This is a genomic window from Bifidobacterium pseudolongum subsp. globosum (assembly GCF_004155535.1).
In the GTDB taxonomy this organism is placed as follows: domain Bacteria; phylum Actinomycetota; class Actinomycetes; order Actinomycetales; family Bifidobacteriaceae; genus Bifidobacterium; species Bifidobacterium pseudolongum_C.
In genome coordinates, this window is the sequence record NZ_RYUH01000017.1 from 23,232 (window position 1) to 48,785 (window position 25,554).

At 66.5% G+C, this 25,554-nt stretch carries 16 protein-coding genes and 1 tRNA gene; 12 read left to right on the forward strand and 5 right to left on the reverse strand.

The features are described from left to right. Window positions 1–82: 82 nt before the first annotated feature. Window positions 83–3,073, reverse strand: a complete 2,991-nt coding sequence (locus tag PG2093B_RS08590) for a cation-translocating P-type ATPase (protein ID WP_129898141.1) — start codon at window positions 3,071–3,073, stop codon at window positions 83–85. A 254-nt stretch (window positions 3,074–3,327) separates the two neighbouring features. On the opposite strand from PG2093B_RS08590, the gene rlmB reads away from it, so the two are divergent. Next, on the forward strand, window positions 3,328–4,323 hold the full coding sequence (rlmB, locus tag PG2093B_RS08595) for a 23S rRNA (guanosine(2251)-2'-O)-methyltransferase RlmB (RefSeq protein ID WP_129898142.1): 996 nt from the start codon (window positions 3,328–3,330) through the stop codon (window positions 4,321–4,323). 76 nt (window positions 4,324–4,399) lie between these two features. Here rlmB and PG2093B_RS08600 read toward each other — a convergent pair whose 3' ends face one another. Both PG2093B_RS08600 and PG2093B_RS08605 read right to left on the reverse strand, forming a co-directional pair. Continuing rightward, window positions 4,400–5,821, reverse strand: a complete 1,422-nt coding sequence (locus PG2093B_RS08600; protein WP_129898143.1) for a DUF4032 domain-containing protein — start codon at window positions 5,819–5,821, stop codon at window positions 4,400–4,402. Between the two features lie 176 nt (window positions 5,822–5,997). Further along, on the reverse strand, window positions 5,998–7,128 hold the full coding sequence (locus PG2093B_RS08605; RefSeq protein ID WP_129898144.1) for an ABC transporter ATP-binding protein: 1,131 nt from the start codon (window positions 7,126–7,128) through the stop codon (window positions 5,998–6,000). A 294-nt stretch (window positions 7,129–7,422) separates the two neighbouring features. Here PG2093B_RS08605 and PG2093B_RS08610 point away from each other — a divergent pair, with 294 nt between their 5' ends. From PG2093B_RS08610 to PG2093B_RS08645, 8 genes are all read left to right on the forward strand, one after another. Next, a complete protein-coding gene (locus PG2093B_RS08610) occupies window positions 7,423–8,343 on the forward strand; it encodes a potassium channel family protein (protein WP_129898145.1) in 921 nt (306 codons plus the stop codon). Between the two features lie 54 nt (window positions 8,344–8,397). Beyond that, on the forward strand, window positions 8,398–10,392 hold the full coding sequence (locus tag PG2093B_RS08615) for a serine/threonine-protein kinase (protein WP_129898146.1): 1,995 nt from the start codon (window positions 8,398–8,400) through the stop codon (window positions 10,390–10,392). 84 nt (window positions 10,393–10,476) lie between these two features. Continuing rightward, window positions 10,477–11,439, forward strand: a complete 963-nt coding sequence (locus PG2093B_RS08620; protein WP_101429204.1) for a DsbA family protein — start codon at window positions 10,477–10,479, stop codon at window positions 11,437–11,439. Between the two features lie 128 nt (window positions 11,440–11,567). Beyond that, window positions 11,568–11,641, forward strand: a tRNA-Thr gene (locus tag PG2093B_RS08625). 345 nt (window positions 11,642–11,986) lie between these two features. Continuing rightward, entirely contained in the window at window positions 11,987–13,513 is a 1,527-nt protein-coding gene (locus tag PG2093B_RS08630; protein ID WP_129898147.1) for a G5 domain-containing protein, read from the forward strand. 48 nt (window positions 13,514–13,561) lie between these two features. Continuing rightward, a complete protein-coding gene (rsmA, locus tag PG2093B_RS08635; RefSeq protein ID WP_129898148.1) occupies window positions 13,562–14,473 on the forward strand; it encodes a 16S rRNA (adenine(1518)-N(6)/adenine(1519)-N(6))-dimethyltransferase RsmA in 912 nt (303 codons plus the stop codon). Next, the gene (locus PG2093B_RS08640; RefSeq protein WP_129898149.1) at window positions 14,470–15,357 is read left to right on the forward strand and encodes a 4-(cytidine 5'-diphospho)-2-C-methyl-D-erythritol kinase; all 888 of its coding nucleotides are present in this window, start codon (window positions 14,470–14,472) and stop codon (window positions 15,355–15,357) included. The genes rsmA and PG2093B_RS08640 overlap by 4 nt, the downstream gene beginning before the upstream one ends. Before the next feature lie 104 nt (window positions 15,358–15,461). After that, the gene (locus PG2093B_RS08645; protein WP_022857839.1) at window positions 15,462–16,088 is read left to right on the forward strand and encodes a LytR C-terminal domain-containing protein; all 627 of its coding nucleotides are present in this window, start codon (window positions 15,462–15,464) and stop codon (window positions 16,086–16,088) included. 16 nt (window positions 16,089–16,104) lie between these two features. On the opposite strand, the gene PG2093B_RS08650 is transcribed toward PG2093B_RS08645, so the two are convergent. Beyond that, a complete protein-coding gene (locus PG2093B_RS08650) occupies window positions 16,105–17,523 on the reverse strand; it encodes a CCA tRNA nucleotidyltransferase (RefSeq protein WP_129898150.1) in 1,419 nt (472 codons plus the stop codon). Window positions 17,524–17,630: 107 nt separating this feature from the next. Here PG2093B_RS08650 and PG2093B_RS08655 point away from each other — a divergent pair, with 107 nt between their 5' ends. From PG2093B_RS08655 to PG2093B_RS08665, 3 genes are read left to right on the forward strand one after another with little or no spacing between them, the layout of a single operon-like run. Next, complete coding sequence (locus tag PG2093B_RS08655) at window positions 17,631–18,392, forward strand: NUDIX hydrolase (RefSeq protein WP_026647870.1); 762 nt, start codon at window positions 17,631–17,633, stop codon at window positions 18,390–18,392. After that, entirely contained in the window at window positions 18,356–20,626 is a 2,271-nt protein-coding gene (locus tag PG2093B_RS08660; protein WP_129898151.1) for a DUF6049 family protein, read from the forward strand. Before PG2093B_RS08655 ends, PG2093B_RS08660 begins: the two co-directional genes overlap by 37 nt. Continuing rightward, a complete protein-coding gene (locus PG2093B_RS08665; protein WP_129898152.1) occupies window positions 20,623–24,528 on the forward strand; it encodes a murein biosynthesis integral membrane protein MurJ in 3,906 nt (1,301 codons plus the stop codon). The genes PG2093B_RS08660 and PG2093B_RS08665 overlap by 4 nt, the downstream gene beginning before the upstream one ends. On the opposite strand, the gene PG2093B_RS08670 is transcribed toward PG2093B_RS08665, so the two are convergent. Beyond that, a complete protein-coding gene (locus tag PG2093B_RS08670) occupies window positions 24,525–25,505 on the reverse strand; it encodes a ribokinase (RefSeq protein ID WP_129898153.1) in 981 nt (326 codons plus the stop codon). The genes PG2093B_RS08665 and PG2093B_RS08670 overlap by 4 nt on opposite strands. Between the last annotated feature and the right edge of the window lie 49 nt (window positions 25,506–25,554).

The following is a 25,554-nucleotide window of genomic DNA, read 5'->3' on the forward strand; positions in this document are numbered from 1 at the left end:
CGGTGACACACTCACCGGCACAGCACAATGGGGGTCCGGTTCACATGGAACCGGACCCCCATTGTCATTCAGTATGGCTGCATCACTTCTTTGCGCGCATGCGCAGGAAGACCTTGCGGATCTCCGAGGCGACAAGCACGAAGAACGCCAGGCCGATGCACTCGAGCCATGCCATCGGCGGCAGCGGCGTGGTGCCGAACGCGGTGTTGAGGAACGGCACGTAGATCACGAGCAGCTGCAGCACGATCGACAGGCCGATCGCGCCCCACAGCCACTTGTTCGAGAACAGGCCCACGAAGGCGCTCTGCAGGTGGCTGCGCGAGGCAAGCGCATTGAACAGCTGGGCGAACACGAGGATCGTGAAGCCCATTGTGCGGGCCTCCACCATCTGTGCGTCATGGCCCATCGCGTCCACGGAGCGGTCGGTGAACAGGCCGCCGGTCAGGTGCATATCCATGCCGATCAGCGTCACGGCCGCCATGATGATGCCGATGTAGATGATGTCACCCCACATCGCGCCGTCGATCACGCGGTCGGTGAGCTTGCGCGGCTTGCGGTTCATCACGTCTTCGGTCATCGGGTCGACGCCCATCGCGAGCGCCGGTGCGGCGTCGGTGAGCAGGTTGATCCACAGCAGCTGCGTGGCGAGCAGCGGCACGGTCACGCCCACGGACTCCGGGTTCTTGATGCCGAGCCAGCCGGCGAGCACCACGCCGAAGAACACGGTGAAGACCTCGCCCACGTTGGAGCTGAGCAGGTAGCGCAGGAACTTGCGGATGTTGTCGAAGATGCCGCGGCCTTCGCGCACGGCGGCCACGATGGTGGAGAAGTTGTCGTCGGCCAGGATCATCTTCGCCGACTGCTTGGTCACCTCGGTGCCGGTGATGCCCATCGCCACGCCGATGTCCGCGGACTTGACGGCCGGGGCGTCGTTGACGCCGTCGCCGGTCATGGCCGCGATGTTGCCTTGGCGTTGCAGCGATTCGACGATCTTGAGCTTGTGCTCGGGCGCCACGCGCGCGTACACGGAGACTTCGGAGGTCGCCTTGTCGAGCTGTGCCTCGTCCATCGCGTCGAGCTCGTCACCGGTGAGCGCCTTGCCGTCCTTGGCGATGATGCCGAGGTCGGAGGCGATGCGGGCGGCGGTGAGCGGGTGGTCGCCGGTGATCATGACCGTGCGGATGCCCGCGCGGTGCGCTTCGGCGACCGCATCGCGCACTTCGGTGCGCGGCGGGTCGATGATGCCGACCATGCCGCACCAGACCAGATGGGCTTCGATCGCCTCGGCCTGCTCGGAGATGTCGGAGATCTCACCGGCGGAGTTCGTGCGGATGCCCGGGATCTGCGCGAGTGAATCGGTCTCGAGCGGGCGGAATGCCTCGCCGAGCGTACGGTATGCCTCACGTGACAGGCGCTCGACGGTGTCGAGGATGTCCTGGCGGTCGCCTTCGGTGAGCTTGCGGATCGCGCCGTTCACGTAGATGCGGTCGCAGTAGCTCAGCAGCACGTCCGGCGCTCCCTTCGCGAACACGGTGAGCTTGCCGGCGTCGGTCGCGTTGCGCGCGATGACGGACATGCGCTTGCGCTCGGACGTGAACGGGATTTCAGCCACGCGGTCGAAGTGCGCGAACTTCTTGTCCGCATGCGTCTTGCGCGCGGCCACGACGAGCGAGACCTCGGTCGGGTCACCCACGATTTCCCATGTGCCGGGCTTCTCGCCGGCGCGCAGTTCGCCGTCGTTCGCGAGCGTGCCCGCGCCGAGCGTGGCGAGGACTTCGTTCGCGATGTTCTCGGGGACTGCGGAGCCATCGATGGAGACCATGTCGCCTTCCGGCGCATAGCCGGTGCCGGTCAGTTCGACTTCGCCCGACGGCACGACCACGCGCTCGACGGTCATCTCGTTGCGCGTGAGCGTACCGGTCTTGTCAGAGCAGATCACCGAAGCGGAGCCCAGCGTCTCCACCGAGTGCAGCTTCTTGACGATCGCGTGGTGCGCGGCCATGCGTTGCACACCGAGCGCGAGCACCACGGTCAGGATGGCGGCGAGGCCTTCAGGCACGGCCGCGACAGCGAGCGACACGGCGAGCAGCAGCGAGTCGATCACGTCGTGCACGCTGTGGAAGCCTTCGAGGACCGCGAGCGCGAGCAGCACGACCACGGCGATGATGCACACGGCGATGCCGAGGATCTTGGAGACGTGGTTCATCTCCTTCTGCAGCGGCGTGGCCTCGTCTTCGGTGGACTGGAGCAGGTCGGCAATCTTGCCCACCTGCGTGTTCATGCCGGTGCCGGTCACAATGGCGCGGCCGGTGCCCTGCGTCACGGACGTGCCGTTGAACACCATGTTCGCGCGGTCGCCGAGCGCCTTCGCGCTATCGAGCGTAGCGGGCTTCTTGCCCACCGGCACCGATTCGCCGGTGAGCGACGCCTCGGCGATGCGCAGGCTCGCGGCGGCGAGCAGTCGGCCGTCGGCCGGCACGGTGTCGCCTTCGCCGAGCACCAGGATGTCACCGGGCACGATGTCGGTCGTGTTGATGCGTTCCACACGGCCGTTGCGCAGCACATTGGACGTCGGCGCCGTCATCTCAGACAGCGCGTTGACGGCCTCTTCCGCCTTCGCTTCCTGCATGTAGCCCAGCACGGCGTTGACGATCAGGATCAGCACGATCACGATGGAGTCGAACGGCAGCGCCTCGCCGCCTTCGGCGCCGGGGGCCGCGTTGGCTTTCTCGATGATCCACGCCACAAGCGAGATGGCGGTGGCGGCCAGCAGCAGGTAGACGAGCGGGTCCTGGAACTGCTGCAGGAACTTCTTCCACTTGGGGACCGGCGGTGCGCTGGCCAGCTCATTGGGGCCGAACTTGTCGAGTCGGCGCTTGGCTTCGTCGGAACTCAGGCCGGTGCGCGGGTCTACATTGAGCGCCTGCGCCACCTGGTCGGCATCGGTGAGCGACGGGTCAACGTCGTTCAGCAGGGCTTGCTGCGCCTTCACCTCCTGGGTTTCCTTGGCATCCTCTGGTTCCACGTGGGGTTCGCGCGAAAGAGCGGATGGATCTATGATGCGATCATCCATAATTATTGTTCTCCTCGGTCAGCCGCGGAGTAGTCAGTCGAGTCGTCGGCGCAACACAAGCCGGTGGCCGCTACAGGACTGCGCGGTTATTGGCACGGCCCCGCAAGCGCGGCGCCGCATTCGGTTGCCATTATTCCATAGCCGTTTGTCTACCAGCGGACACGGCTGCGTCGTGTACCCTATATGCGCAATCCGCGCCATTGCATGCGGGGAGACCGGCGTTTTTGGCGCGGGGTGCTGAAAGAATTGGACGCATGGTTAGCAAGAAAGGACCGACCAAGGGGTCGGGCGGCAAGCATCGCAACAAACTCAAGGGTAAGGGCCCCACTCCCAAAGCCGAGGACCGTGTGTACCACAAGGCGTTCAAGGCCAAGAAGCAGGCGGAGAAGCGCCAGCGTTCCGACCCGCGTCTGGCGGCCCGCCGCCGCGTGGCGAAGTTCACTTCGGATTCCGACGATCTGGTCATCGGCCGCAACGCGGTGCTCGAGGCGTTGCGCGTCGGCGTGCCGGCGAGCACGCTGTATGTGGCATCGCGGCTCGAGCATGACGACCGCACGCGCGAAATCGTGCGCTTGGCCGGCACGAACGGCCTGAACCTGCTCGAGGCGGACCGCTTGGAGATGGACCGCATCGCGCGCTCCACAAACCATCAGGGTGTCATCATGAAGGCACAGCCGTTCCAGTATTCGTCGCTCATCGAACTCGCCGAGCGCGCCGAGCGAAAGGCGAAGGCGATGGAGGCGGCGAACTCGGCGGCCGCGCGCATCGCCGCACGCCCGCTGTTCATCGCGCTCGACGGCATCACCGACCCGCAGAACCTCGGTGCGGTCATCCGTTCGGCCGCCGCGTTCGGCGCGAACGGCGTGATCCTGCCCGAACGCCGTTCCGCCTCGGTCAACGCGACCGCGTGGAAGGTGTCCGCGGGCGCCGCCGCACACATGCCGGTGGCGCGCGTCGTCAATCTGACGAAGGCGATCGAGGCGCTCAAGGAGCGCGGCTACTACAGCGTCGGGCTCGACGGCGGCGGCAGCGCGCTCGTCGGCGAGACCGGTTTCGAGACCGACCCGCTCGTCATTGTGCTCGGTTCGGAAGGCAAGGGTCTGAGCCGCCTCACGCGCGAGGCGTGCGATTGCATCGCGGGCATCCCAATGACCAATGCGGTGGAATCGCTCAACGCGTCGGTCGCGGCCGGTATCGCGATGTACGCGGCGGATCGCGCGCGCCGCGAGGCCGCAGCGGCGTCCAAGTAGGCGGCGGCGCCCGGGATCATAGGCAAAGGCGGGGCGTGGTTCGATGTGAACCACGCCCCGCCCTGCGTCTACGGCGTCACTGCGCCCAGACGGCGGCGTCCTGATCGTATTCGGGATTGTAATCGTCGTCATGCGCGGTGTCGTCACCGTAGGTGGACTGCTCGTCGATCACACCGGAGTCGGCTTCGGCGTTGAGCTCGTCGAGCTCTTTGGAATCGAGCTTCTGCGTGGGCAGGATGTCGCGCACATAGCTTTCCACCGCGACCGGCATCGGCACATCGTGGCCGGCCTTTTCGGCCATGTACCAGCGGTGGTCGAGGACCTCATGGAAGAACTGGGCGGGGTCGATCTGCGCGCGGTATTCCTGCGGAATCATGCGCACGGTCGGTTCGAACACCTCGCGCATCCAGTCGGTCGCCACAATCTCCAGATCCTCGCCGTCGCGCCATGTGGAGGCACGGTAGGCGTCCAGGTCGTTGAGCAGGCGGCGCGCCTGGTTCTCCTGCACGTCGAGGCCGGTCAGGCGCAGCAGTTTGCGGTTCGCATAGCCGGCGTCCACCACGCGCGGGCGCACGAGCACGCGCTTGCCGTCGTCGGTCGTGTTCATCTCGAGCTCGTCGACGTCAAAGCCGAGTTCGTTGAGGCGGTTGACGCGCTTCTCGATCTTCCACATCTCGTTCGGGTTCAGGTTGTCGGTGTCGGTGAGCGCGCTCCACAGCGAATGGTAGCGGTCCACGAGCCGGTTGCCCACCTCGATCTCGTCCACGTCGGGCGGCAGCAGCTGGCCCGAGCTCAGATCCATGAGTTCGCCGATGATGTTGGTGCGCGCCAGATCGATGTCGTATTCGCGCTGGCCTTCGGTCAGGTTGATCTGCAATTCGCCGGTCTCGGCGTCCACAAGGAACGCGGAGAACGCGTCGGCGTCTTTGAGGAACAGCACGTTCGACAGGGAGACGTCGCCCCAGTAGAAGCCGGCGAGATGCAGGCGCACCATGAGCACGGCCAGGGCGTCGATGAGCTTTTCGGCGGTGTCTGGGCGCAGCGTACGGGCGAAGAGCGCGCGGTACGGCATGGAGAAGCGCAGATGATTCGTCACCAGAATGGCTTCGAGCGGCTCGCCCTGGTCGTCGTGCCGGCCGGTGACCACGGCGATCGGCTGCACGGTGGGCAGATTGAGCTTCTGCAGCTGACGCAACAGCTCGTATTCGCGTTCGGCGACGCTGCGCGTGATCTCCTTCATCGCGTACACCTGGTCGCCCACGCGCACAAAGCGCACAATGTGGCGGGAGATGCCGCGGGGCAGATTGACGAGCAGATCGGTCGGCCACGTGGACAACGGCTTTTCCCAAGGCAGCATGAACATCTTGGGGTCCGCGCTGGCGGAAGTGATCTTCAGCGAGGACGGTTCATCCGCGTCCGACGTGGAGTCGGTGGCCTTGACTGACGTGGCTTTCAGCGCACGGGGATCCAGCTGGCCGTTGTTGTCGCTCAAACTCATAGTCGCTACTCTACCTCACTATGCGTGCGGCGCGCATGCACCGCGCATCACTCGAAACTTTGGCCCATAAACGCCGAAACCCCGCTGCAACGCGGGGCTTCGGTCACAAGGTGACAAGAGAGAGAGAAAGGACCTTGTGTTGTTCATTGGCGGGGCACAGCAATCCCCGCCAAGCATCAGTTTAGACGCAGCTCTGTAGAAGGAGCGAACAGGTGCATCTTGGCCGGGTTGACCTTGATCTTGACGGTGTCGCCGACTTTCGGCAGCACGCGCGGGTTCACGCGGATCGTGGTCAGCTTGTTCTGGTCGGACATCATGGAGGTCTGCTCGGCGGCCACGGAGTCATCGGTGATGATGTTGCCGTAGATGTAGCCGTCGGAGCCGAGGTCTTCGACGTTCACGACCTTGAGGGAGAACGCATTGTCCTCATCCGGAGCGGCGAGCGTGGCGTCTTCCGGACGGAAGCCGACGACGATCTCGTTGTTGTCTTCCGGAGTCAGCTTGTCGAGGGCTTCCTTCGGCAGCTCCATGGTGTCGGCGCCGATCTGGGCCTTGCCGTTCACCACCGGGTGGGTGTTGAGGTTCATGGACGGCGAGCCGATGAAGCCCGCGACGAAGACGTTCGCCGGGCGGTCGTACAGCTCGGTCGGCGCGCCGACCTGCTGCAGGATGCCGAGCTTAATGACGGCGATGCGGTCGCCCATCGTCAGGGCCTCGGTCTGGTCGTGGGTCACGTACAGGGTGGTGACGCCCAGCTGGCGCTGCAGGGCGGCGATCTGGGTACGGGTCTGCACACGGAGCTTCGCATCGAGGTTCGAGAGCGGCTCATCCATGAGGAAGACCTTCGGCTCACGCACGATTGCACGGCCCATGGCCACGCGCTGGCGCTGGCCACCGGACAGTGCCTTCGGCTTGCGGTCGAGGAACTCAGTCAGATCGAGGATCTCAGCGGCCTTCTCGACGCGCTTGCGGATCTCCTCCTTCGGGGTGCCGGCGATCTTCAGGGCGAAGCCCATGTTGTCGGCGACGGTCATGTGCGGGTACAGAGCATAGTTCTGGAACACCATGGCGATGTCGCGATCCTTCGGCTGCATCGTGGTGACGTCCTTGCCACCGATGAGGATGCGGCCCTTGTTGACCTCTTCGAGGCCCGCGAGCATACGGAGGGTGGTCGACTTGCCGCAGCCGGAAGGACCGACGAGCACAAGGAACTCGCCATCCTTGATATCGAGATTCAGGTCATCCACCGACGGCTTGTCGTTGCCCGGGTAGATACGCGTGACGTGGTCGAAAATGACTTCTGCCATTTTGTTCATCCTTTCATCGGCAGGTACGTGCCGAACGATCCGTTGTGAGGGGACTACTTGTATTGTGGTGTTTCCATCTGCAGCCGTCGACATCGACGCGGCAACAAACTTCTACGTTCGCCCATCATGGATTCTCCATGTTCATCATGAATAACCACGACGAACTGTTGGTTCAGTTTACACGAGGGGCCGAACTTGTCAATCGTCCGGGAGTTTCGCCCGCCCGCGGCCCGACCTGTTCACCCGTGCCTGAGCCCGCGCCACAGCCGCGCATCCACTCGTACAATCGACAGTATGACTCTTGAGAAATGGGAACGGATCACGAACATACCGCTGTTCATCCTGTCGGCGGTGTTCCTGTTCGCATACTCATGGCAGATCCTCGCGCAGACCCATCTGCAGGGCTGTTTCATCGCGATCAACGCGGTGTGGGTCGTGTATGGCGTCGACTACGTGGTGGAGCTGTTCCTGGCGCCGAACAAATGGCTGTGGTTCCGCAAGAACATCCTGCTGCTGCTGACGCTCGCACTGCCGATTTTCCGCCCGCTGCGCATGCTGCGCCTGATCCCGATGCTGCACATCTTCAACCGCAGCGCCGGCGCCATGACCCGCGGGCGCATCACGCTCTACGCCACGAGCGCCATCCTCATGCTCATCTACGTGGGCGCGCTCGCCGAATACTCCGCCGAGCATCTGGCGCCGAACGCCACGATCACCACGTTCCCGCTTTCGCTGTGGTGGGCGTTCGTGACGGTGACGACCGTGGGCTACGGCGACGTCTACCCCGTGACCGACACCGGCAAGATCGTGGCCGTGGGGCTCATGCTCACTGGCATCGCCCTCATCGGTATTGTGAGCGCCATGATCTCGTCGTGGATCATCGACCAGGTCAATGTGACAAAGAAACCGGACGGCGACGACGACTCGTCTGCCGCTGCATACAACGGCGCGGAGATGCGCCTCATGCGCGCGGAGATGCTGCGCCTGGCGGACTCGGTGAGCCAGCTGAACGCCGAGCTCAAGCGCACACACCGCATCACCACGAAGAAACACCACTTCCACGGGACGACGCACCACGACGGCCTTTCGCCCGTGCGCTCCGCACTGGTCGACGAACTCGACCCCTCGCTCGACGCGCCAACGCCACCGCAGGGCAGCCCCGCGCCACCGGCCACCGGCGCCGCCGCGCACACCCCCACGGGCCAGGATCAGTGAACATACCGTGAACAATCCGCGCAATTGTGCGCGCAAACCGTACGATAGAACATTATGAGTGATTTGCACGCGTTGAATCTGGAGCCCGGCGACATCGTCGGTGGATACACGCTCGTCTCACGCCTCGGCAGGGGCGCGATGGGATCGGTGTGGCGCGTTGTGGACGGCGGCGGCACGAACTACGCGATGAAGATCCTGCGCGACTCGCTCGACGACGAAGACACCGCCTCGCAACGCGCGCAGGCCACCGCCCGCGAGCGCCTGCGCCGCGAGGCGATGGCGCTCAAACGCATCAAGGACCCGGGGGTGTGCAGCATCGTCGACATGGAGATCGACGACGCGCTCGCGTTCATCGTGACCGAACTGATCGAAGGCAAGAACCTGCGCGAAGACGTGATGCAGAATGGCCGGTATGTGGGCGAGGACCTCGAGCGGCTCGCCTCGAAACTGATCGACGCCGTGCGCGCGGTGCATGCGGCGGGCATTGTGCACCGCGACATCAAACCGACCAATGTGATGATCTCGGTGACGGGGCCGGTGCTCGTCGACTTCGGCATCGCGATGGGCGAAGGCGAAAGCCACGTGACGAGCACAGGCCTCGTGATGGGCACGCCGGGGTTCATCGCCCCGGAGATCATCGAAGGCACCGAGGCGAACGACGCGACCGACTGGTGGTCCACGGCGTCCGTGCTCGCATTCGCCGCAACGGGCGCGCCGGTGTTCGGCACGCAGCCGATGATGGCGGTGCTGCAGCGCGAGGCCGCCGGCAACGCGAACCTGCAGGGGCTGCCCCCGCGCACATTGCAGGCGTTCCGCGCGGCGCTCGACCCGAATCCGCGCCAGCGGTGCACGCCGGCGCAACTGCTCGAGGCCATCCAAGCGGACGCATGGCAGACACCGGAGCCGATGCCCCCTTTTGATTCCCCCGCTCCCATGAGCGGAGCGGCGCTGAGGAAAAACCAGTATGTAGACAATCCGCGCCGCCTGTGGCGCGCGCAATCGATGCCGACGACGATGATCAGCTACGATCCGGCCGAGCTGCACGCATCCGCGCCGGCGCAAGGCGAAATCGAGGATCCTGTGCCGACGGTCGCGGTGCCTGCACCACCCGCACCATCTGCACAACCGGCCGAAGCGGCCACGCAGGCCCTGCCGCAGGGTGCGCGCACCGTGCCGGCCGCCGCGCACACCACGGCCCTGCCGCAGGAGCAGCCCGAGGAGCGCACCCAGGTCTTCGCGCCACCACTGCCACCCGCGCAGCCGTTGCAGCGGTTACAGCCACAATATGATGCGGCGAACGCGGCGGTTGCGCCCGCGACGGCGGCCCCCGCGCAACCGCTTCCGGCCGCGCAGCCCGACCCACTGGCCGCCGCGTTCATCGACCCGCGCCCGCGTCTCACCGCGCGCGGGAGGCTCGCATGCGCGGCGCTCGCGGTGCCACTCGCGCTGTGCGCGGCGTCGATGCCGCTCATCGCATTGATCGCCGCGTCGATGCTCATGTGGCTGCTCATCGCCTTCGGCCTCGACGCGAGCGCCCAGACCATGCGCGTGCTGCGCCGCGCGGGCCAGACGCGCACATCGGACGGCGCGTTGCGCGTCCTGACCTTGCCGTGGCACGCGCTCAAAGCGGCCGCGGTCGCCCTGCCGCGCATGCTGGCGATGTGGCTCGTCTATGCGCTCATGCTCGCCCTCGCCACAGTCGGCGCCGGTCTGCCGACCACCGACATCGCGGTGGCGCTGTGGGATTGGACCGTGCAGGTGCCAGTGCCCTACGACGTGCCGCAGTCGGCGGCGGGCGCGGCGGCAGCGGCGGTGATGGCGGTGTCGTGGCTCGCGTGTGCGCTCGGCCCGAAGTCGCAGCAGCTGCGGCTGGGAGCCGGCTGGGCGATCGGCCTGACGCGGCGCCAGAACAGCACATTGACGGGGTCCGCGTGCGCAAATCACCGCCAGTTCGTCTGGCTCGCCGTGACGGTGGCGTGCGTGCTCGCCGCGGCCGTCAATCTCGAGGTGGCGCCGGTGATGGACTGGTTCCCCTTGCCCACATGGTGAGCATTGCGTGAATGTTCGCCCATGCGGGTGCCAATGACCCGGCGGGCGCATACACTGCCTAACAGGATTTAGGAAAGGAACCCGATGGCACAGAAATCGCAGGAGCCGCACAGGCAGACGCACGCCGAGCGCCGCGCCGAACAGCGGGCGAAGGCGCAGGCGCGCGCCGAACAGCAGGCAAAGGAACGCAAACAGCAGACGATCATCGGCGTCATTGTGATCGCCGTCGTGGTCGCCCTGCTTGCAGTGGCGGGCGTGGCGGTCTACCGCAGCCTGCACCCACAGGCGTCGGGCGGCGAATCGTCAGGCACCGACCTGACGGTCGAGCAGGCGCACGAGCAGCTCAAGACGCTCGATTCACGCCCCACCAACGCCGACGACGAAGGCGGCATCCTCATCTCGAAGGACGGCTACGGCAAGGCCGTGGAGAACGTGCCGACGATCGGCATCTACATGGACTTCATCTGCCCGGGCTGCGGCAGCGTGAACCGCCAGCTCGACGCCAACCTGACGAAACTCGTGGACGCCGGGCAGATCAACCTCGACCTGCACTTCATGGCGTTCATGGACCGCTTCTCGACCGACGACTACTCGTCGCGTGCGGCGAACGCGATCCTGTACGTGAGCGACCACGACAGCAACCCGGACCACCTGCTGCACGCCGTGCAGAACCTGTACGCCGAAGGCTTCCAGCCGCAGGAGGGCAGCGCGTATGTGCCGGTGAGCGACGAGCAGATCAAGGAACAGCTCACCAACGCCGGCGTGCCCGAGGAAGTGGCCGGCAAGGCCGCCACACGCAGCTATGACGATTGGCTCAACGCGGTGTTCGGCTACACGCCGCACCAGGAGAACCTGCAGAACTCCGAGGGGCAGATGTCCACGCCGACCGTGACGATCAACGGCCACCGTTGGGACATGAACTCGGCGGGCGGCAGCGCCACAATGTTCGACGCGCTGCTCAATGCGATCGGCCTCAAGCCCGACCAGGTAGGTGTGGAGGGCGACCTGCCGTCCATCGGCGCCGAAGGCAAGCCGATCACCGAATAGCGTGGCCGTGGACAGGCGAATCGCGGAGGAACGCGCGGGTTTTTCCGCGATTCGCCTTGACCATTCCACATTTGCTGCTATGCTGTTCTTTCGTCTGTGCATAACAGGCATGAGCAGCGAAGACCAACGCCTCCTTAGCTCAGATGGCCAGAGCGGCCGCCTTGTAAGCGGCAGGTCGTCGGTTCGATCCCGACAGGAGGCTCGATTTGCGTTGACTCGATTCTCCGTGTACACTATTTGCCGTGCATGGTTGATAATTCAACAGCAATATAATTCTTACCTCTGAGTAAGTAAATCCAGAGGGCTCCCCCAACTTAAGCCTTCTGGTGCGGGAGAAGCATCCCCCCAACCAGCTTCCTCCCGCCGGGGGCGAGAACATCCCCTTCTCTCTCGCCCCCACCCCCCTTCTTTTTCTTGCCCCGCCGGGTGATTGCAGACGAGCCGCTGACCGGGCGTGGACAGGCCGATGAGACGGGCGGTGGGTTGGCGCAGCGCCTGCGTACAATCTAAGGACAGCTGTTTTGTTCACACAACCCAAAGGGGAACCATGGCCAGACGATGGACTCCGCAACGATTCACTGCCCTGCGGCGGCTCCGCGTGGTGATCTGCGCGCTTGCCACGTTCGCGTTGTGCGCCACGTTCTTCCTGTGCACCACACGCAAGGCCGTGGCCCTGAGCGTGAACGGCGAGACACGGCATGTGACGACCTACGCCACCACAGTGACCGGCCTGCTGCGCGAGCAGGGCGTGGACGTCAAGACGCACGACTTGGTGCAATCCACATCCGCCGGCGCGTTGACCAACCATGATGTGGTCACGGTGAAAAGCGCCTACCAGACCACCATCAGCATCGATGGCCAGGAAGTGCCCTTCTGGACCGTGGCCGACAGCGCCGAACAACTGCTGAGCTTCTTCGAACAGAACGAGGTGGCCGCCTCACGCGTGCGCGTGGACATCAGGAACGTCTACAACCAACTCACCGGCGGGTTCGTGGTCAACGCGGACGGCCCGGTGACCGTGGTGGCCGACGGCAAGACCTCGGTGGCTCCGAACGGCAAACTGCCCGCCGCGTCGATCCTGGATTCCAAGAGCATCGTGCTAGGCAAGGACGACCGCGTGAGCGTCGAAAAAGACGGCGGCAAGACGGTCCTGCGCGTAGAACGCGTGACCTACGGCGACGAGACCGCGACCGAATCGATCCCGTACGTCACGCGCCTCGTGACCGACGCCTCGCTCGCGCCGGGCGAGACGCGCGTGGAGCAGGCGGGCGTGAACGGCGAGAAGAGAATCACCTACCGTGTGACGTATGTGGACGGCAAGGCGCAGACGCGCGAACAGACCGACGAGACGGTGACGAAGGTCGCGCTCGACAAGGTGATCGCGGTCGGCCCTGAGGCCCCCGCAAAGACCGACGACGACGCGGACACCGGCGCCAACGCCGGCGATGACGCCGATGACGGCGCCGTGGATGACAACAGCGGTGACGATGGCAACGCCACGGACGACAGCACAGGCGACCCCACGGCGGACACAAGCAGTCCCGAGCCGAGCGAGACGCAGACACCCGAACCGGATCCGGAACCGAGCACAAGCGAGCCAACGCAGCAGCCAACGCAGGCCCCGACCCAGACCCCGACACAGCAGCCGAAGCCGACACAGACCCCCACCCAACAACCGACGCAGAAACCGACGCCGACCCAACAGCCGACACAGCAACCGACCCAACAGCCGTCGAATCCGGCCGCAGGCAGCCGCTTGTACCGGCCGACGGCCGCCGCCGCGCAGGCATACGCCGCCGGCGCCGCCGCGCAATACGGCTGGACCGGCAAGAATTGGCAGAATCTGGTGAACCTGTGGAACCGCGAATCAGGCTGGCGTTGGAACGCGGAGAACCCGTGGTCGGGCGCGTACGGCATTCCGCAGTCGCTGCCGCCGAGCAAAATGGCCGCGTTCGGCGCCAATTACCGCGATGACGCCGCCGCGCAGATCGATTGGGGCCTGAGCTACATCGCCGGCCACTACGGCTCGCCCAACAAGGCTTGGGAACACTCGGAAAACTACGGCTGGTACTAGAACCGCCGCCCGCCCTGCACACCCACAGACCCACCACAAGGACCGACCATGACCGAACCCGCATCCGCATCGCCAACACCTGCCCAAGCCGCCGGCAGGCTGCTTGGCGCGGCTGACATCCGCCGCATCGCCGCAGACGCCGGCATCAGCCCCACGAAGAAGTTCGGCCAGAACTTCGTGATCGACCCGGGCACCGTGCGGCGCATCGTGCGCGAGGCCGGTGTGCAGCCCACCGACCATGTGCTCGAAGTGGGCCCGGGCCTCGGCTCGCTCACGCTGGCGATCCTGGAGACCGGCGCGCGCATGACGGCCGTCGAGATCGACCCGCCGGTGGCCGAACGCCTGCCGCGCACGGTCGCCGAATTCATGCCCGACGCCGCGGGCCGCCTGCGTGTCGTCAACGCGGACGCGTTGACGCTCACGCCGCAGTCGCTGCCCGATTTCAACGATGACGACCGCTTTGTGCTCGTGGCCAACCTGCCGTACAACGTGGCCACGCCGATTGTGCTGACGCTGCTCGAACGCTTTGCGAACCTCGATACGTTCCTGGTGATGGTGCAGAAAGAGGTGGCGGACCGCCTGGCCGCCCAGCCCGGCACTAAGATCTACGGCACCCCAAGCGTCAAACTGGCATGGTACGGCACCGCGCAGGCCGTGGGCGCAATCGGCCGCAACGTGTTCTGGCCCGCGCCGAACGTAGACTCCGCGCTTGTGCTGTTCCGCCGCCACCCGGCGGGCGCCGCGCCGGCCGATCGTGCTGGTGTGAGCCGCGAGACGGTGTTCCGCCTGGTCGACGCCGCGTTCGGCCAGCGCCGCAAGACGCTGCACGCGGCGCTCAAGAAGATTGTGCCGCCCGAAGCGTACGATCGCGCCGGCATCGACGCCACGCGCCGCGGCGAGACACTGTCGATCAACGAGTTCGTGCAGCTCGCCGCCGCGCTTGAGGGGGCACGGGCATGACCACGGTGCAGGTGCAGTGCCCTGCCAAAACGAACCTGACGCTGCATGTGGGCGCGCGCCACGAGGAATGGGGCGGCCGGCATGCGCTCGAAACGGTGTATTGCGCGATCGGACTCTACGACACGGTCATCGTGACCGGCAAGCGCCCCGGCGCCGGCTTTTCGCTCGAACTCGCCGGGCAGCACCTGGGCGACCTCGCGTCGTCGGCGAGCGACATGCGCCGCAACCACGCCGTGCGCGCGCTGTTCGCGCTCGCGCAGGCGGCGGGTGTGGAGCCGGACGCCGGCATCCGCATCGAAAAGAACATCCCTGTGGGCGCAGGGCTCGGCGGTGGGTCGGCCGACGCCGCCGGCACACTGCTTGCGCTCAACGAACTGTGGGGCCTGCATTGGCCAGTGGAACGGCTGAGCCCGATCGCCGCGACGCTCGGCGCCGACATGCCGTTCTGCCTGTGCGGCGGCTACGCGCTCGGCACGGGCTTCGGCGAGCGCGTCGAGCCGCTCGCCGAAGACGACACACGCGTGCTCTCCCTGCGCGCCGGTGGCTGCACGGGCAGCGTGCTCGTGGGCGCCTACCGCGCCCAGCTGAGCACGCCCGAGGTCTATGCGGCGTTCGACGTGCTTGGCCCCGGCGGCGGCCCGAACGACCTGCAGCAGGCGGCCATCTCACTGCACCCGCGCAGCGGTGTGGCGGTCGATGCGGCGCTCGGCGCCGGCGCGAGCGCGGCGTTCGTCTCGGGCTCCGGCCCCTCGGTCGTGGCGTTCGTGCCGGATGAGCAAGCTGCGCAGGCGGTGCAGCGCGCATGGCTACAGGCGGACGCGGTGGACCGCCTCACCCTCGCCGACGCCCCGGCGCAGCCGATTGTGCGCGTGCAGGCGGCCTGATACGCCGTCTCGCACGGGGCGCGTCAACGGTGGAAAATAGGGGGCGGAGCGTCAGCCATATGGGTTATGCTCGTCTCTAGTCAGCTCGCGAACAAGGAACAGGTATGGCCCAGAACAACGAGGTGCGTGAAGCACGCAAACGCTATGTGCGCAAACGTCAGACAGTCGTTTTTGGTATCTGCGGCGTCGTCCTGGTGGCGGCGCTTGTGGCGTCGCTGCTCGTGTTCTTCCATGTGGGCGGCCTCGGCGAGGTCAAATCGGCGGCCGTGGAGGCGAACTACGGGCGCACGGCGCCGTGCGTCTCGCCGGCGGCGGACGGTTCGAAGCCGAAGTACCCGGAGAACCGCGCGGTCACGGTGCGCGTGCTCAACGGCACGAAGTTCACGGGGTTCGCGAATGCCGTGGGCCAGGCGCTTGAGAATCGCGAGTTCGTGGTGCAGGGCGTCGACAACTACGACAGCGCGAAGGTGGAGCGCACGCAGATCGTGTTCGGCAAGAACGCAATCGTGCAGGCATACACGATCGCAAGCAATTTCCCCGACGCGCAGCTGGTGATGGACGACCGTGAGGACAAGCTCGTCGACATCATCCTCGGCGCCACGTTCAAGGACCTCGAAGAGACCGACCAGCTGCCGAAGACCGGCTCGGAGATCCCGAACGTGGAAGGCTGCAAGCCGGCCGACCAGCTCACCAACGTACCGAAGGCACCAGAGCACACGCCGGTCGGCTGACCTGTAGGCTCATCTTCTACTGCTGCTGGGCGTCGTACCAGCGGCGCAGCTCGGCGAGCGCCTCCTCACGCCCCACCGGCCCGTTGTCGAGCCGGTAATCGAGCATGTGGCGGTACGCGGCGCCCACCTGCGGGCCGGGTTCGAGCCCGAGTTCCTGCATGATCTCGTTGCCGTTGAGGTCGGGGCGGATCGCGTTGAAGTCCTCTTGCTCCTTGAGCGCGCGCACGCGCTCTTCCATCTCGTCCATCGCGGTTTTGAACACAAGCGCCTTGCGGCGGTTCTGCGTGGTGGCGTCGGCGCGTGTCAGGCGGTTGAGCCGCTCATACAGCGGGCCCGCATCCTTGACATAGCGGCGCACGGCGGCGTCGGTCCACGGTTCGTCCACATAGCCGTGGAAGCGCAGGTGGAGGTTCACCAGTTCGCTCACGTCGTCGACCACATGGTGGTCGAAGCGCAGCGCCTTGAGGCGCTTGCGCGTCATCTTGGCGCCCACGGCGTCGTGGTGGTGGAAGCTGACCTTGCCGCCCGCTTCGAAACGGCGCGTCTTCGGCTTGCCGATGTCATGCATCAGCGCGGCGAGGCGCAACGTCAGGTCCGGCGCCGGCACGGGTCCGTCGGGGCCGGTTTCGAGCGCCACCACGCGGTCGATCACGATCATCGTGTGCTCGAACACGTCTTTGTGGCGGTGATGTTCGTCGATCTCGAGCTGCAGCGCGGGGATCTCGGGGAACACCACGTCGGCGAGGCCCGAGTCGACGAACGCCTCGATGCCCGCGCGCGGGCGGTCGCTCAACAGCAGCTTCACGAGCTCGTCACGCACGCGTTCGGCGGAGACGATGCCGAGGCGGTCGGCCATCGTGCAGATCGCCTCGGCCGTCTCGGGTTCGATGCCGAAGCCGAGCTGCGCCACGAAGCGCACGGCGCGCATCATGCGCAGCGGGTCGTCGTCGAACGACTGGCGCGGGTCGACCGGTGTGCGCAGCACGCGCTTCGACAGGTCGTTCGCGCCGCCGAAGGGGTCGACGAACTCGAGGTCGGGCACGCGCAACGCCATCGCGTTCACGGTGAAGTCGCGGCGCGACAGGTCGCCTTCGAGCGAATCGCCGTAGCTCACTTCGGGCTTGCGTGAGTCCGGATCGTATTCGTCGGAACGGTATGTGGTAATCTCCACCTGCACCTCGGTGCCGTCGGGGCGGCGGCGCATGGCGCCCAGCGTGCCGAATTTGCGCCCCATGTCCCAGAAGCCGTCGTGCCCCCAACGCCGCAGGATCGGTTCGAACTGCTCGGGGCGCGCCGAAGTGCAGAAATCGAGGTCGTGCGAACGGCGGTGCAGCAGCAGGTCGCGCACCGGCCCGCCCACGAGCGCCAGTTCGTAGCCTTCCTCGGCGAACATCTCTCCCAGCTCAATGGCTTCTGGCCACACTTCGAAATCCACGGTTTCCCTTTCGTGCTCTCGCATCACACACGCGTGCCGCGCTGCTTTTCTGCCCTTCAAGCATACCGTTACCCCATCTGCATAAAAACATGAGTAAGGTGGAGTACATGATTACACCCGCAGACGTTGCACGCATGCATGCCAACGCTGCGGTTCACCATACCCCGAACGAGGCCGATCCGCTCGAACCGGACGAACTGCTGTACACCTCGCAGTCGGCAGGGTTGCCTCAGGGTGAATCCCTGGGCAATTCGATCCCCACACCCGCACAGTTGCGCGAGCGCCTGGCCGCGGCGGCCGCGCACGCGAAGCCGGCCGTGCCGGGCCCGCACGCCCAGGCCGATGCCGCGAGCGCCACGCCGACGCCGGCGATGATGCCGCGCAGACGCACAAGCGACCGCCCCACCACATTCGCCTCGCTCGACGCGCAGGAACTGCCCGTGGTGCGCGAATACTCGGCTGGCGGCCTCGTGTTCGACGACCACGGCCGTGTGGCGATCATCGCGCGCCATTCGCGCAGCGGCCACTTGGAATGGTGCCTGCCGAAGGGGCACATCGAAAAGGGCGAGACGCCGCAACAGACCGCCGTACGCGAAGTGCACGAGGAGACGGGCATCCTGGGCGAGGTGGTCGATTCAATCGCCACGATAGACTATTGGTTCACTGGAACCAGCCAGCGCGTGCACAAACTCGTGCACCACTTCGCTCTGCGGCAGATCGGCGGCGAGCTCACGGTGGAAGGCGACCCCGACCATGAGGCCGAAGACGCCATCTGGGTGGACTTCGCCGACCTCGACGACGTGCTCAGTTACCCCAATGAGCGTAAGATTGCATGGCTGTACGCAAGGAAACTGAACAGGCAGGGCTGACCGTGAACCATCCGCACACCACTGGACGCATCTACGGCGGTGTCGGGTGCACCATTGCGGTGCTGCTCGCGGTGCTGCTCACGCTGTTCGCGCCGCTCGGCGCCGCGCCCGCGTGGGCGCAGGAGCCCACCGACGGCGTCACGCAGCCAAGCGCCTCCCCTGTGGCGCTGCAGATCGAGGAAATCACGCCCGTCGTCACCGATTCTTCGGGATTCGCCGTGCGCGTCACCATAGAGAACCACGGTACGGCCGCCATCGAGCACGCGCGTCTCGCCGTGCGCACGAACGCCCAATACAATTTCGTCTCGCGCTCCGACGTGCAGGCGTGGGCCGAAGGCACCGCGATGATCCCCACCCCGGACGAACTGCTCACGCTCGACGTGGGCACGGTCGAGGCGGATGGCGAGCGCACCGTGCACGGCGAACTGCACGCAGACGCCGGGCAGTTGCGGGCGCTGACCGCATGGGGCCCACGCCCGCTCACGCTTGAGCTCATCGGCGAGGACGGCGGCGCGCTGCCCGGCACCACCCCTCTGCAGACGTTCCTGACGCGCAGCCAGACGGGCCTGCACGGCGAGCGCACGCCCGCGATCAACCTGACCGTGGCGATGCCGCTGACGTCGCACGACTGGAAGACGAACACCGCCGTGACGGACGGGCTGCTCTCCTCTGGCTCGGGCAGCGTGCGCCCAAGCGACGCGGTGACGCTCGGCGCCGACGATGTGCGCGCGCTGAAGGCGAAAGACGAGCTGGCCGCGCGCTTCGAACACCTGCAGATTGTGGGCGACCCGCTCGTGTTGCGCGCGGTCGGCACGCCGCATGTGCAGGCGATCAGCCAGCCGGGCATGTTCGACGTGACGACGTATGCGCGCGTCGGGGAGGCGGGCGCCTACACGCGCGCCGGCATCAGCGACCAGAGTTGGCGCGCCGGGACCGGCGTCAACCTGCTGCGCTCGGCCCTCGGCGACGAAGGCGCCCAAACGCGCGCGATCGCATGGCAGGGCGAGGGCAGCTGGACGATGCAGGCGCTGAACACCGCGCGTGCGCAAGGCTACGAGACCGTTGTGGCCACGCGTGACTTCGCGCTGCAAGACGACGCGACGGCCACGACGGAGACCTACCGCGTACCGACCGACCACGGCGAGGTGACGGTGCTGACCGCGCAATCCACGCTGTCCGCGCTCGCGCAACAACAGCCCACAAGCGCGCAGGCGAGCGCCGAGCAGACCGATGCGGGGCGTCTGCAGCGGCTGATCGCGCAGTCCGCGTTCTACCAGATGGAACAGCCGTACGAGTCGCGGTCACTGCTGGTCTGCCTTGACGAATCCACGAACAGCACGTTCGTCACCTCGCTCATGACCGCGCTCAACAGCGCGAGCTGGGTCCATCTCGCCTCGATCGACGAGCTCGCGACCGCCGAATCCGCAATCGAGCCCAGCCAGATGCCCGGCCTGATCAACCAATACGTCGGCCAGCAGATGCCGGCCGTCTCAACCGCGCTTGAGGCGCTCAACGCGCTGGCCCGCAGCCGCGACGACATCGAGCGGTTCAACACGTCGATCCTCGTCGCCGGGCAGTCCGCGCAGGCGGCCGATGGGTCGAGCCCGTCCGCTGCTGCGCAGGAGTCCGGCACGGCGAGCCCGCAGGCGCCGCCATCCGCTTCCCCATCCGCGTCCGCTCAGGCCAGTGCCCGACTCAGCGCGGACGCGTGGGCGCAGTACCTGCTGCAGGCGCATGACGCGTTCGCACTGCCCGCGCTCTCGCCGCATGCCTCAGCGCGCACGGCGATGGTGGACGGCGCGCAACGCTTCGCCGACGCGCTGCTGAGCCGCATCACGCTCGTGCCTTCGGGCAGCCTCAACGTCGTCTCCGAAACGGCGTCGATGCCCGTCACGGTGAGCAACAAACTGCCCTACCCGATCAGTGTGCGCGTCTCGTCACTCACCGATTCGATGGAGATCGTCACATCGCGGTTGAGCGATGTGGAAGTGGCCCCCAACAGCGAGGCCCAGACGTCGTTCGTCGTGCGTGTCTCCACGTCCGGCACCACGGTGGCGCGCGAACAACTGCTCGACCGGCACGACCAGCCGTTCGGCGCGGTACAGCAGACCACCATCACCAGTTCGCTGCAGCTGAGCGACAAAAGCGGCATCGCGATCATCGCGTTCGCGATCGTGCTTGGGTTGCTGGGCCTGTGGCGCCAGTTCCACCGCAAGAAGGATCCTGACGAATGAGTTCTTCCGTAGGCCGCAATTCGCTCATCATGGCGTCGGGCACCGCCGCGTCGCGCATCACCGGGCAGATCCGCACGATCCTGCTCGCGGCGGCGATCGGCACGACCGGCCTGGCCGCCAACGCCTACCAGGCGGGCTCGATGATCCCACAGGTCATCTACACGCTTGTGTCGGGCGGCATCTTCAACGCGGTGCTCGTGCCGCACATCGTGCGCACGCTCAAGGCCGACAACGCCGAAGAGCAGCTCAACAAGATCGTCACGTTCGCCGTGACGCTGCTGGCCGCCGTGACCGTGCTGATGGGCGTGCTGACCCCGTGGATCACACGGCTGTACGTGAACGGCAGCCCCGAGCTGATCTCGCTCACATGCGCGTTCACGCTGTGGTGCACGCCGCAGATCTTCTTCTACGGGCTCTACACCGTGCTCGGGCAGATCCTGGCCGTCAAGAACCGCTTCGGCGCCTACGCGTGGAGCTCGGTGGGCGCCAATGTGATCAGCTGCATCGGCTTCACCGCGTTCATCGTGATCTTCGGCAACCACGCGCAGTCGTCGGCGGGCCAGTGGACCACGCCGAAGATCGCGCTGACCGCGGGCGCATGGACGCTTGGCGTGGCGTTCCAGGCGATCATCCTGTTCATCCCGCTGTTCAGACTCGGGTTCCGCTTCCACTGGAAGTTCGGCGTGCGCGGCATCGGCCTGCGCACGATGGGCCCGATCGCCGCATGGAGCCTCGGCATCGTGGTCATCGACCAGATCGCCAACATCATCACGACGCGCGTGCTGACGGGCGCGCCCTCGCTCGCCGAACGCACGATGCACCTCAACCAGTTCGACGTGGCCGGCAACGCCACCTACCAAAACGCGTACACGATCTACATGCTGCCGTATTCGCTGATCGCCGTCTCGGTGGCCACGGCGATCTTCCCGCAGATCTCGCAGGCGCTCGCGAACCGCGACATGGCCGGCGCGCGCGACGACCTGAGTCGCGCGCTGCGCACCGTGGGCACAATCATGTGCTTCTTCACCGCCGCGTTCATCGTCATGCCGCTCGCGATCACGCGCTCGCTGCTGCCGACCGTGGCCGTGCCGCAAGCGATCCTCATGTGCGGGCCGCTCATGGGCCTGAGCGTCTGCCTGCCGCTCGCGAGCGCGTACCTGATCATCCAGCGCACGTTCTACGCGTTCGAAGACGGCCGCTCGCCGTTCACGTTCATGCTCATCATGTACATGCTGCAGCTCGGGCTGATCCTCACCGGCACACGCCTGCTGCCGCCCACGCAATGGGCCGGCATGATCGCCGTGTGCGTGTCCGCCGCCTACCTGATCTCGTTCATCCCGCTCGTGCGCATGCTGCGCCGGCGTTTCGGCGGATCGCTCGACGGCAAACGCATCGCCTCCACCTACGTGAAGGCGATCGCCGCCACCGTGGTGGCGGTCGTCGTCGGCCTCGGCGCGCGCATCCCCATCTACGCGTGGCTGCACGTGACCGACCCCGGCCAATCGGGCATCGCCGCATGGCTGTTCAACGTGCTCGCCGCCGTGGTGCTGGGCGTGCTGATCCTCATCGCGTACATCGCCACACTGTGGATCGTGCGCTCGCAGGAACTGCTGCAGATCGTCGACGCCCTGGGGCGCCGCCTGCACCGCGCACCTGCCGGCGGCCCCGCGCAGGCCGAGGAGCCGGACGACACGCGCGTCATCGCGCCGATCGCCGCCGCGGCCGGCGTGGACGACCCCGACGAGACGCGTGTGATCCCGCTGCCCCAGCCGATCAACGAACTCGAACAGCTCGACCCGCCAGTGCCGAGCGAACTCGCCGAAGCACCGATTGCGCTCACCGGCAACGGCGCCGGCGAAGCGCCGCGCACGACCAGTGCGGCCGGTAGAATGACGGGAGCATCGTCCATGCCATACATATCAGGGGAAACTATGAGGCCGCACTTAGGAGATACCGTTCTCAACAGGTACACGTTGGTGTCGCCGTTGCGTGAGGAGGCGGGTCTGCAGGCATGGAAAGCCAACGACCGCGTGCTCTCGCGCGACTGCCAGCTCTTCATCGTCAGCAACAAGGCCGTGCTCGACAGCACGAACGCGCTCGCCGGCACGCTCGCCTCGTCGAAGGACGCGCGGTTCACCCCCGTCATCCAGCTGCAGCACGACGGCCAGATCGCCGTGGTGCTGACGCAACTCGACGCTGGCGTCTCCCTGACCGAATACATGCACGGCCACGGCCCGCTGAGCTACGAGGCGATGCGCACGATCATCGCCGAGGCCACGGCCGCCATCAAGGCGCTGCAGGCGGACAGCCTCACGCACCACGCCCTGTCGACCGACACCGTGCGCCTCACGCGCAGCGGCGTGCAGCTCGCCGATACGCCGGTGAGCGAGGCGCTCGCCGACACATCGAACGCGCAGCCGGGCGACAATCCCGCACGCCGCGCGATCCGCCAGCTCGCGGGCGTGCTGTACGGCATGCTCACACGCACGCCGTCCACAATGAACCCGCAGTTCTCGCTCGACGCGCTGCCTGCGGACACACCGACCGAACTGCGCGTCATCGTCAAGCGCGGACTCGAACTGCCCGAAGACGGCGCGCCCGCGGTGCCGCTCGTCACACTCGCCGAACTCGAGATGCTGCTCGGGCCGGTCAAGCAGTTCCCGGTGCTGACGCGCCACGACCTGCGCCTGACCGGTGTGGAGGGCGCGTGCTCGATCGTGCGCGCGATGATCAGCCCCGCGCTGCCCGCCGACATCCTGCCGATCCCCGAATCGCTCGCTTCGTCGCAGACGCTGCCCACGATCCCGTTCGCGCATATGGATGTGGACGACGAGGAGGACATCGAGGACGAGGAGCTCGGCGCGCAGACGCAGGCGCTCAACGCCGGCTCGCTCAAGGCGCTGTGGAGCCACAGCAAGGCGCTCATGGAAGGCGAGGACTACACGGGCGCCTCGAGCCAGATCCCGGAACTGCAGCCCGAAGACGCCACCGAGATGTTCTCGGCGTTCGACCCGAACAACCCGCTGGAGCCGCCGCTGCAGCCGCAGCGCATGACCGTGCCGATCGATGTGTCGAAGCTGCGCGACGGGTCGGCGGACCCGACCGACGGCGTGGGCGCGACCGGACGCATCCCGATCATCGACGACCAGGGCAACGAAGTGCCCGACGGGTCGGCCTCGCAGCGCGCGCTCGAACAGGAGCGCGCCGACATCGACGCCACGTATGTGATGGGCGCGCCGGCGCTGCCGCCGAGCTTCGCCCCGCAGGACAACCATGAGCCTTCGAGCGCCGACAAGGCGGCGTTCGAGGAGCGCAAGTCGTCGAAGACGAAGAAGGCGGCCATCATCGTGGCCATTGTGGCAGTGGCCGTGGCACTCGGCTTCGCCGTGCACAGCATCGCCACGACCGGCTCGCTGTTCGGCATCAACCGCCAGCAACAGAACTACTGGCCCAACATGGACCTCGACGACGTGCCGTTCGGCCAGCGCAAGGGCGACGACGTCCAGTCGCCGCAGAACAACACGACCCCCGAACCCACCGAGACGAAGACACAGACGCCAAAGCCGCAGAACACCACGGCCTACCCGGTGGCGAGCCAGACCTTCCTGGACCGCCCCAACGGCCAGCAGGGCTACGGCTACTACCTGCACCTCGAGAAGAAAGAGGACGTCTCGCGCATCGTCGTGAAGATCCGCTCCTCCGGGGGCAAGGGGTATGTGCGTGTCAACACGGCCGGCGACCCGACCGCCGGCGAACAGGTGGCCGAGTTCACGTTCGCCGACGGCGGCACGACCGAGGTGAAGTTCACCAAGCCGGTCGACACGCAGGACATCGTGATGTGGGTGCCGATGGACAGCCTGCCCGGCAACCAGCTGTTCATCGATTCGGTGCAGGCCTTCTAGGCCCCGAACCTGGCACGGATCTGCGCCGGCGTGCCGTACGAGGCCTGCGCGCCGCGACCGGTGGCCGCATAGGCGGAGACGTAGGCGGCGGCGCGCGCCGAAGCCGCGAGCGACCATCCGGACGCGAGCCCGGCGAGCACGGTGCCCATGAACGAGTCGCCGCAGCCGGTCGTGTCGACGGCGTCCACGCGCACCGGCGCGATACGCGTCACATGTTCGTCGGCGGTGGCGTCGAGCACGACCGAACCGTCGGCGCCGAGCGTCACGACGGCCTGCCGGATCCCGATCGCCTCAAGGCGTTCGAGCGCGAGCGGCCAGTCGAACGTGGACCAGTCGTCGTCCACGGGCGCCTGCAGGTCGAGCAGCTGCGCCATCTCGATCTCGTTGACGAGCAGAATATCGGTGTGCCCGATCAACTCCGCGGGCAGGTCGGCGGTGAATGGCGAATCGTTGAGCAGCACGCGCACGCCGGCCTCATGGCACATGCGCGCGCACGCCGTCACGGTCTCGATCGGGCTTTCCAGGCACAGGCCCAGCACGTCGGAGCCGGTCAGTTCGCCGATCTTCGATTCCACGTAGTCCACGCTCACCTGCGCGTTCGAGCCGGCGGAATAGACGATTGTGTTTTCGGCGGAGGCGTCGACGGTGATCACGGTCAGGCCGCTCGGGCCGTCCACGTGCCGCACATGCGACGTGTCGACGCCGGCTGCGGCCAGATGGTCGAGCAGGAAGTCGGCGTTGCTGTCCGAGCCGACAGCGCCGAACATGCGCACGTCGGCGCCGAGCAGCGCAGCGGCCGAGGCCTGGTTGCCGGATTTGCCGCCGGGCAGCAGCTCGAGCGGGCCGCCGGCGACCGTCTCGCCGGGTTCGGGCAGGCGCGTGGTGGTGATCGTGTAATCCACGTTCATGGAGCCGACCACGGCAACGGTGCCGTGCATGTGTTCCAGTAGTTGCAGGGGGAATGATGTGGTGTCCATGGTGGTGCGCGTCCTTTCCGGTGGGCGGGTGAACAGGTGCAATGGTACG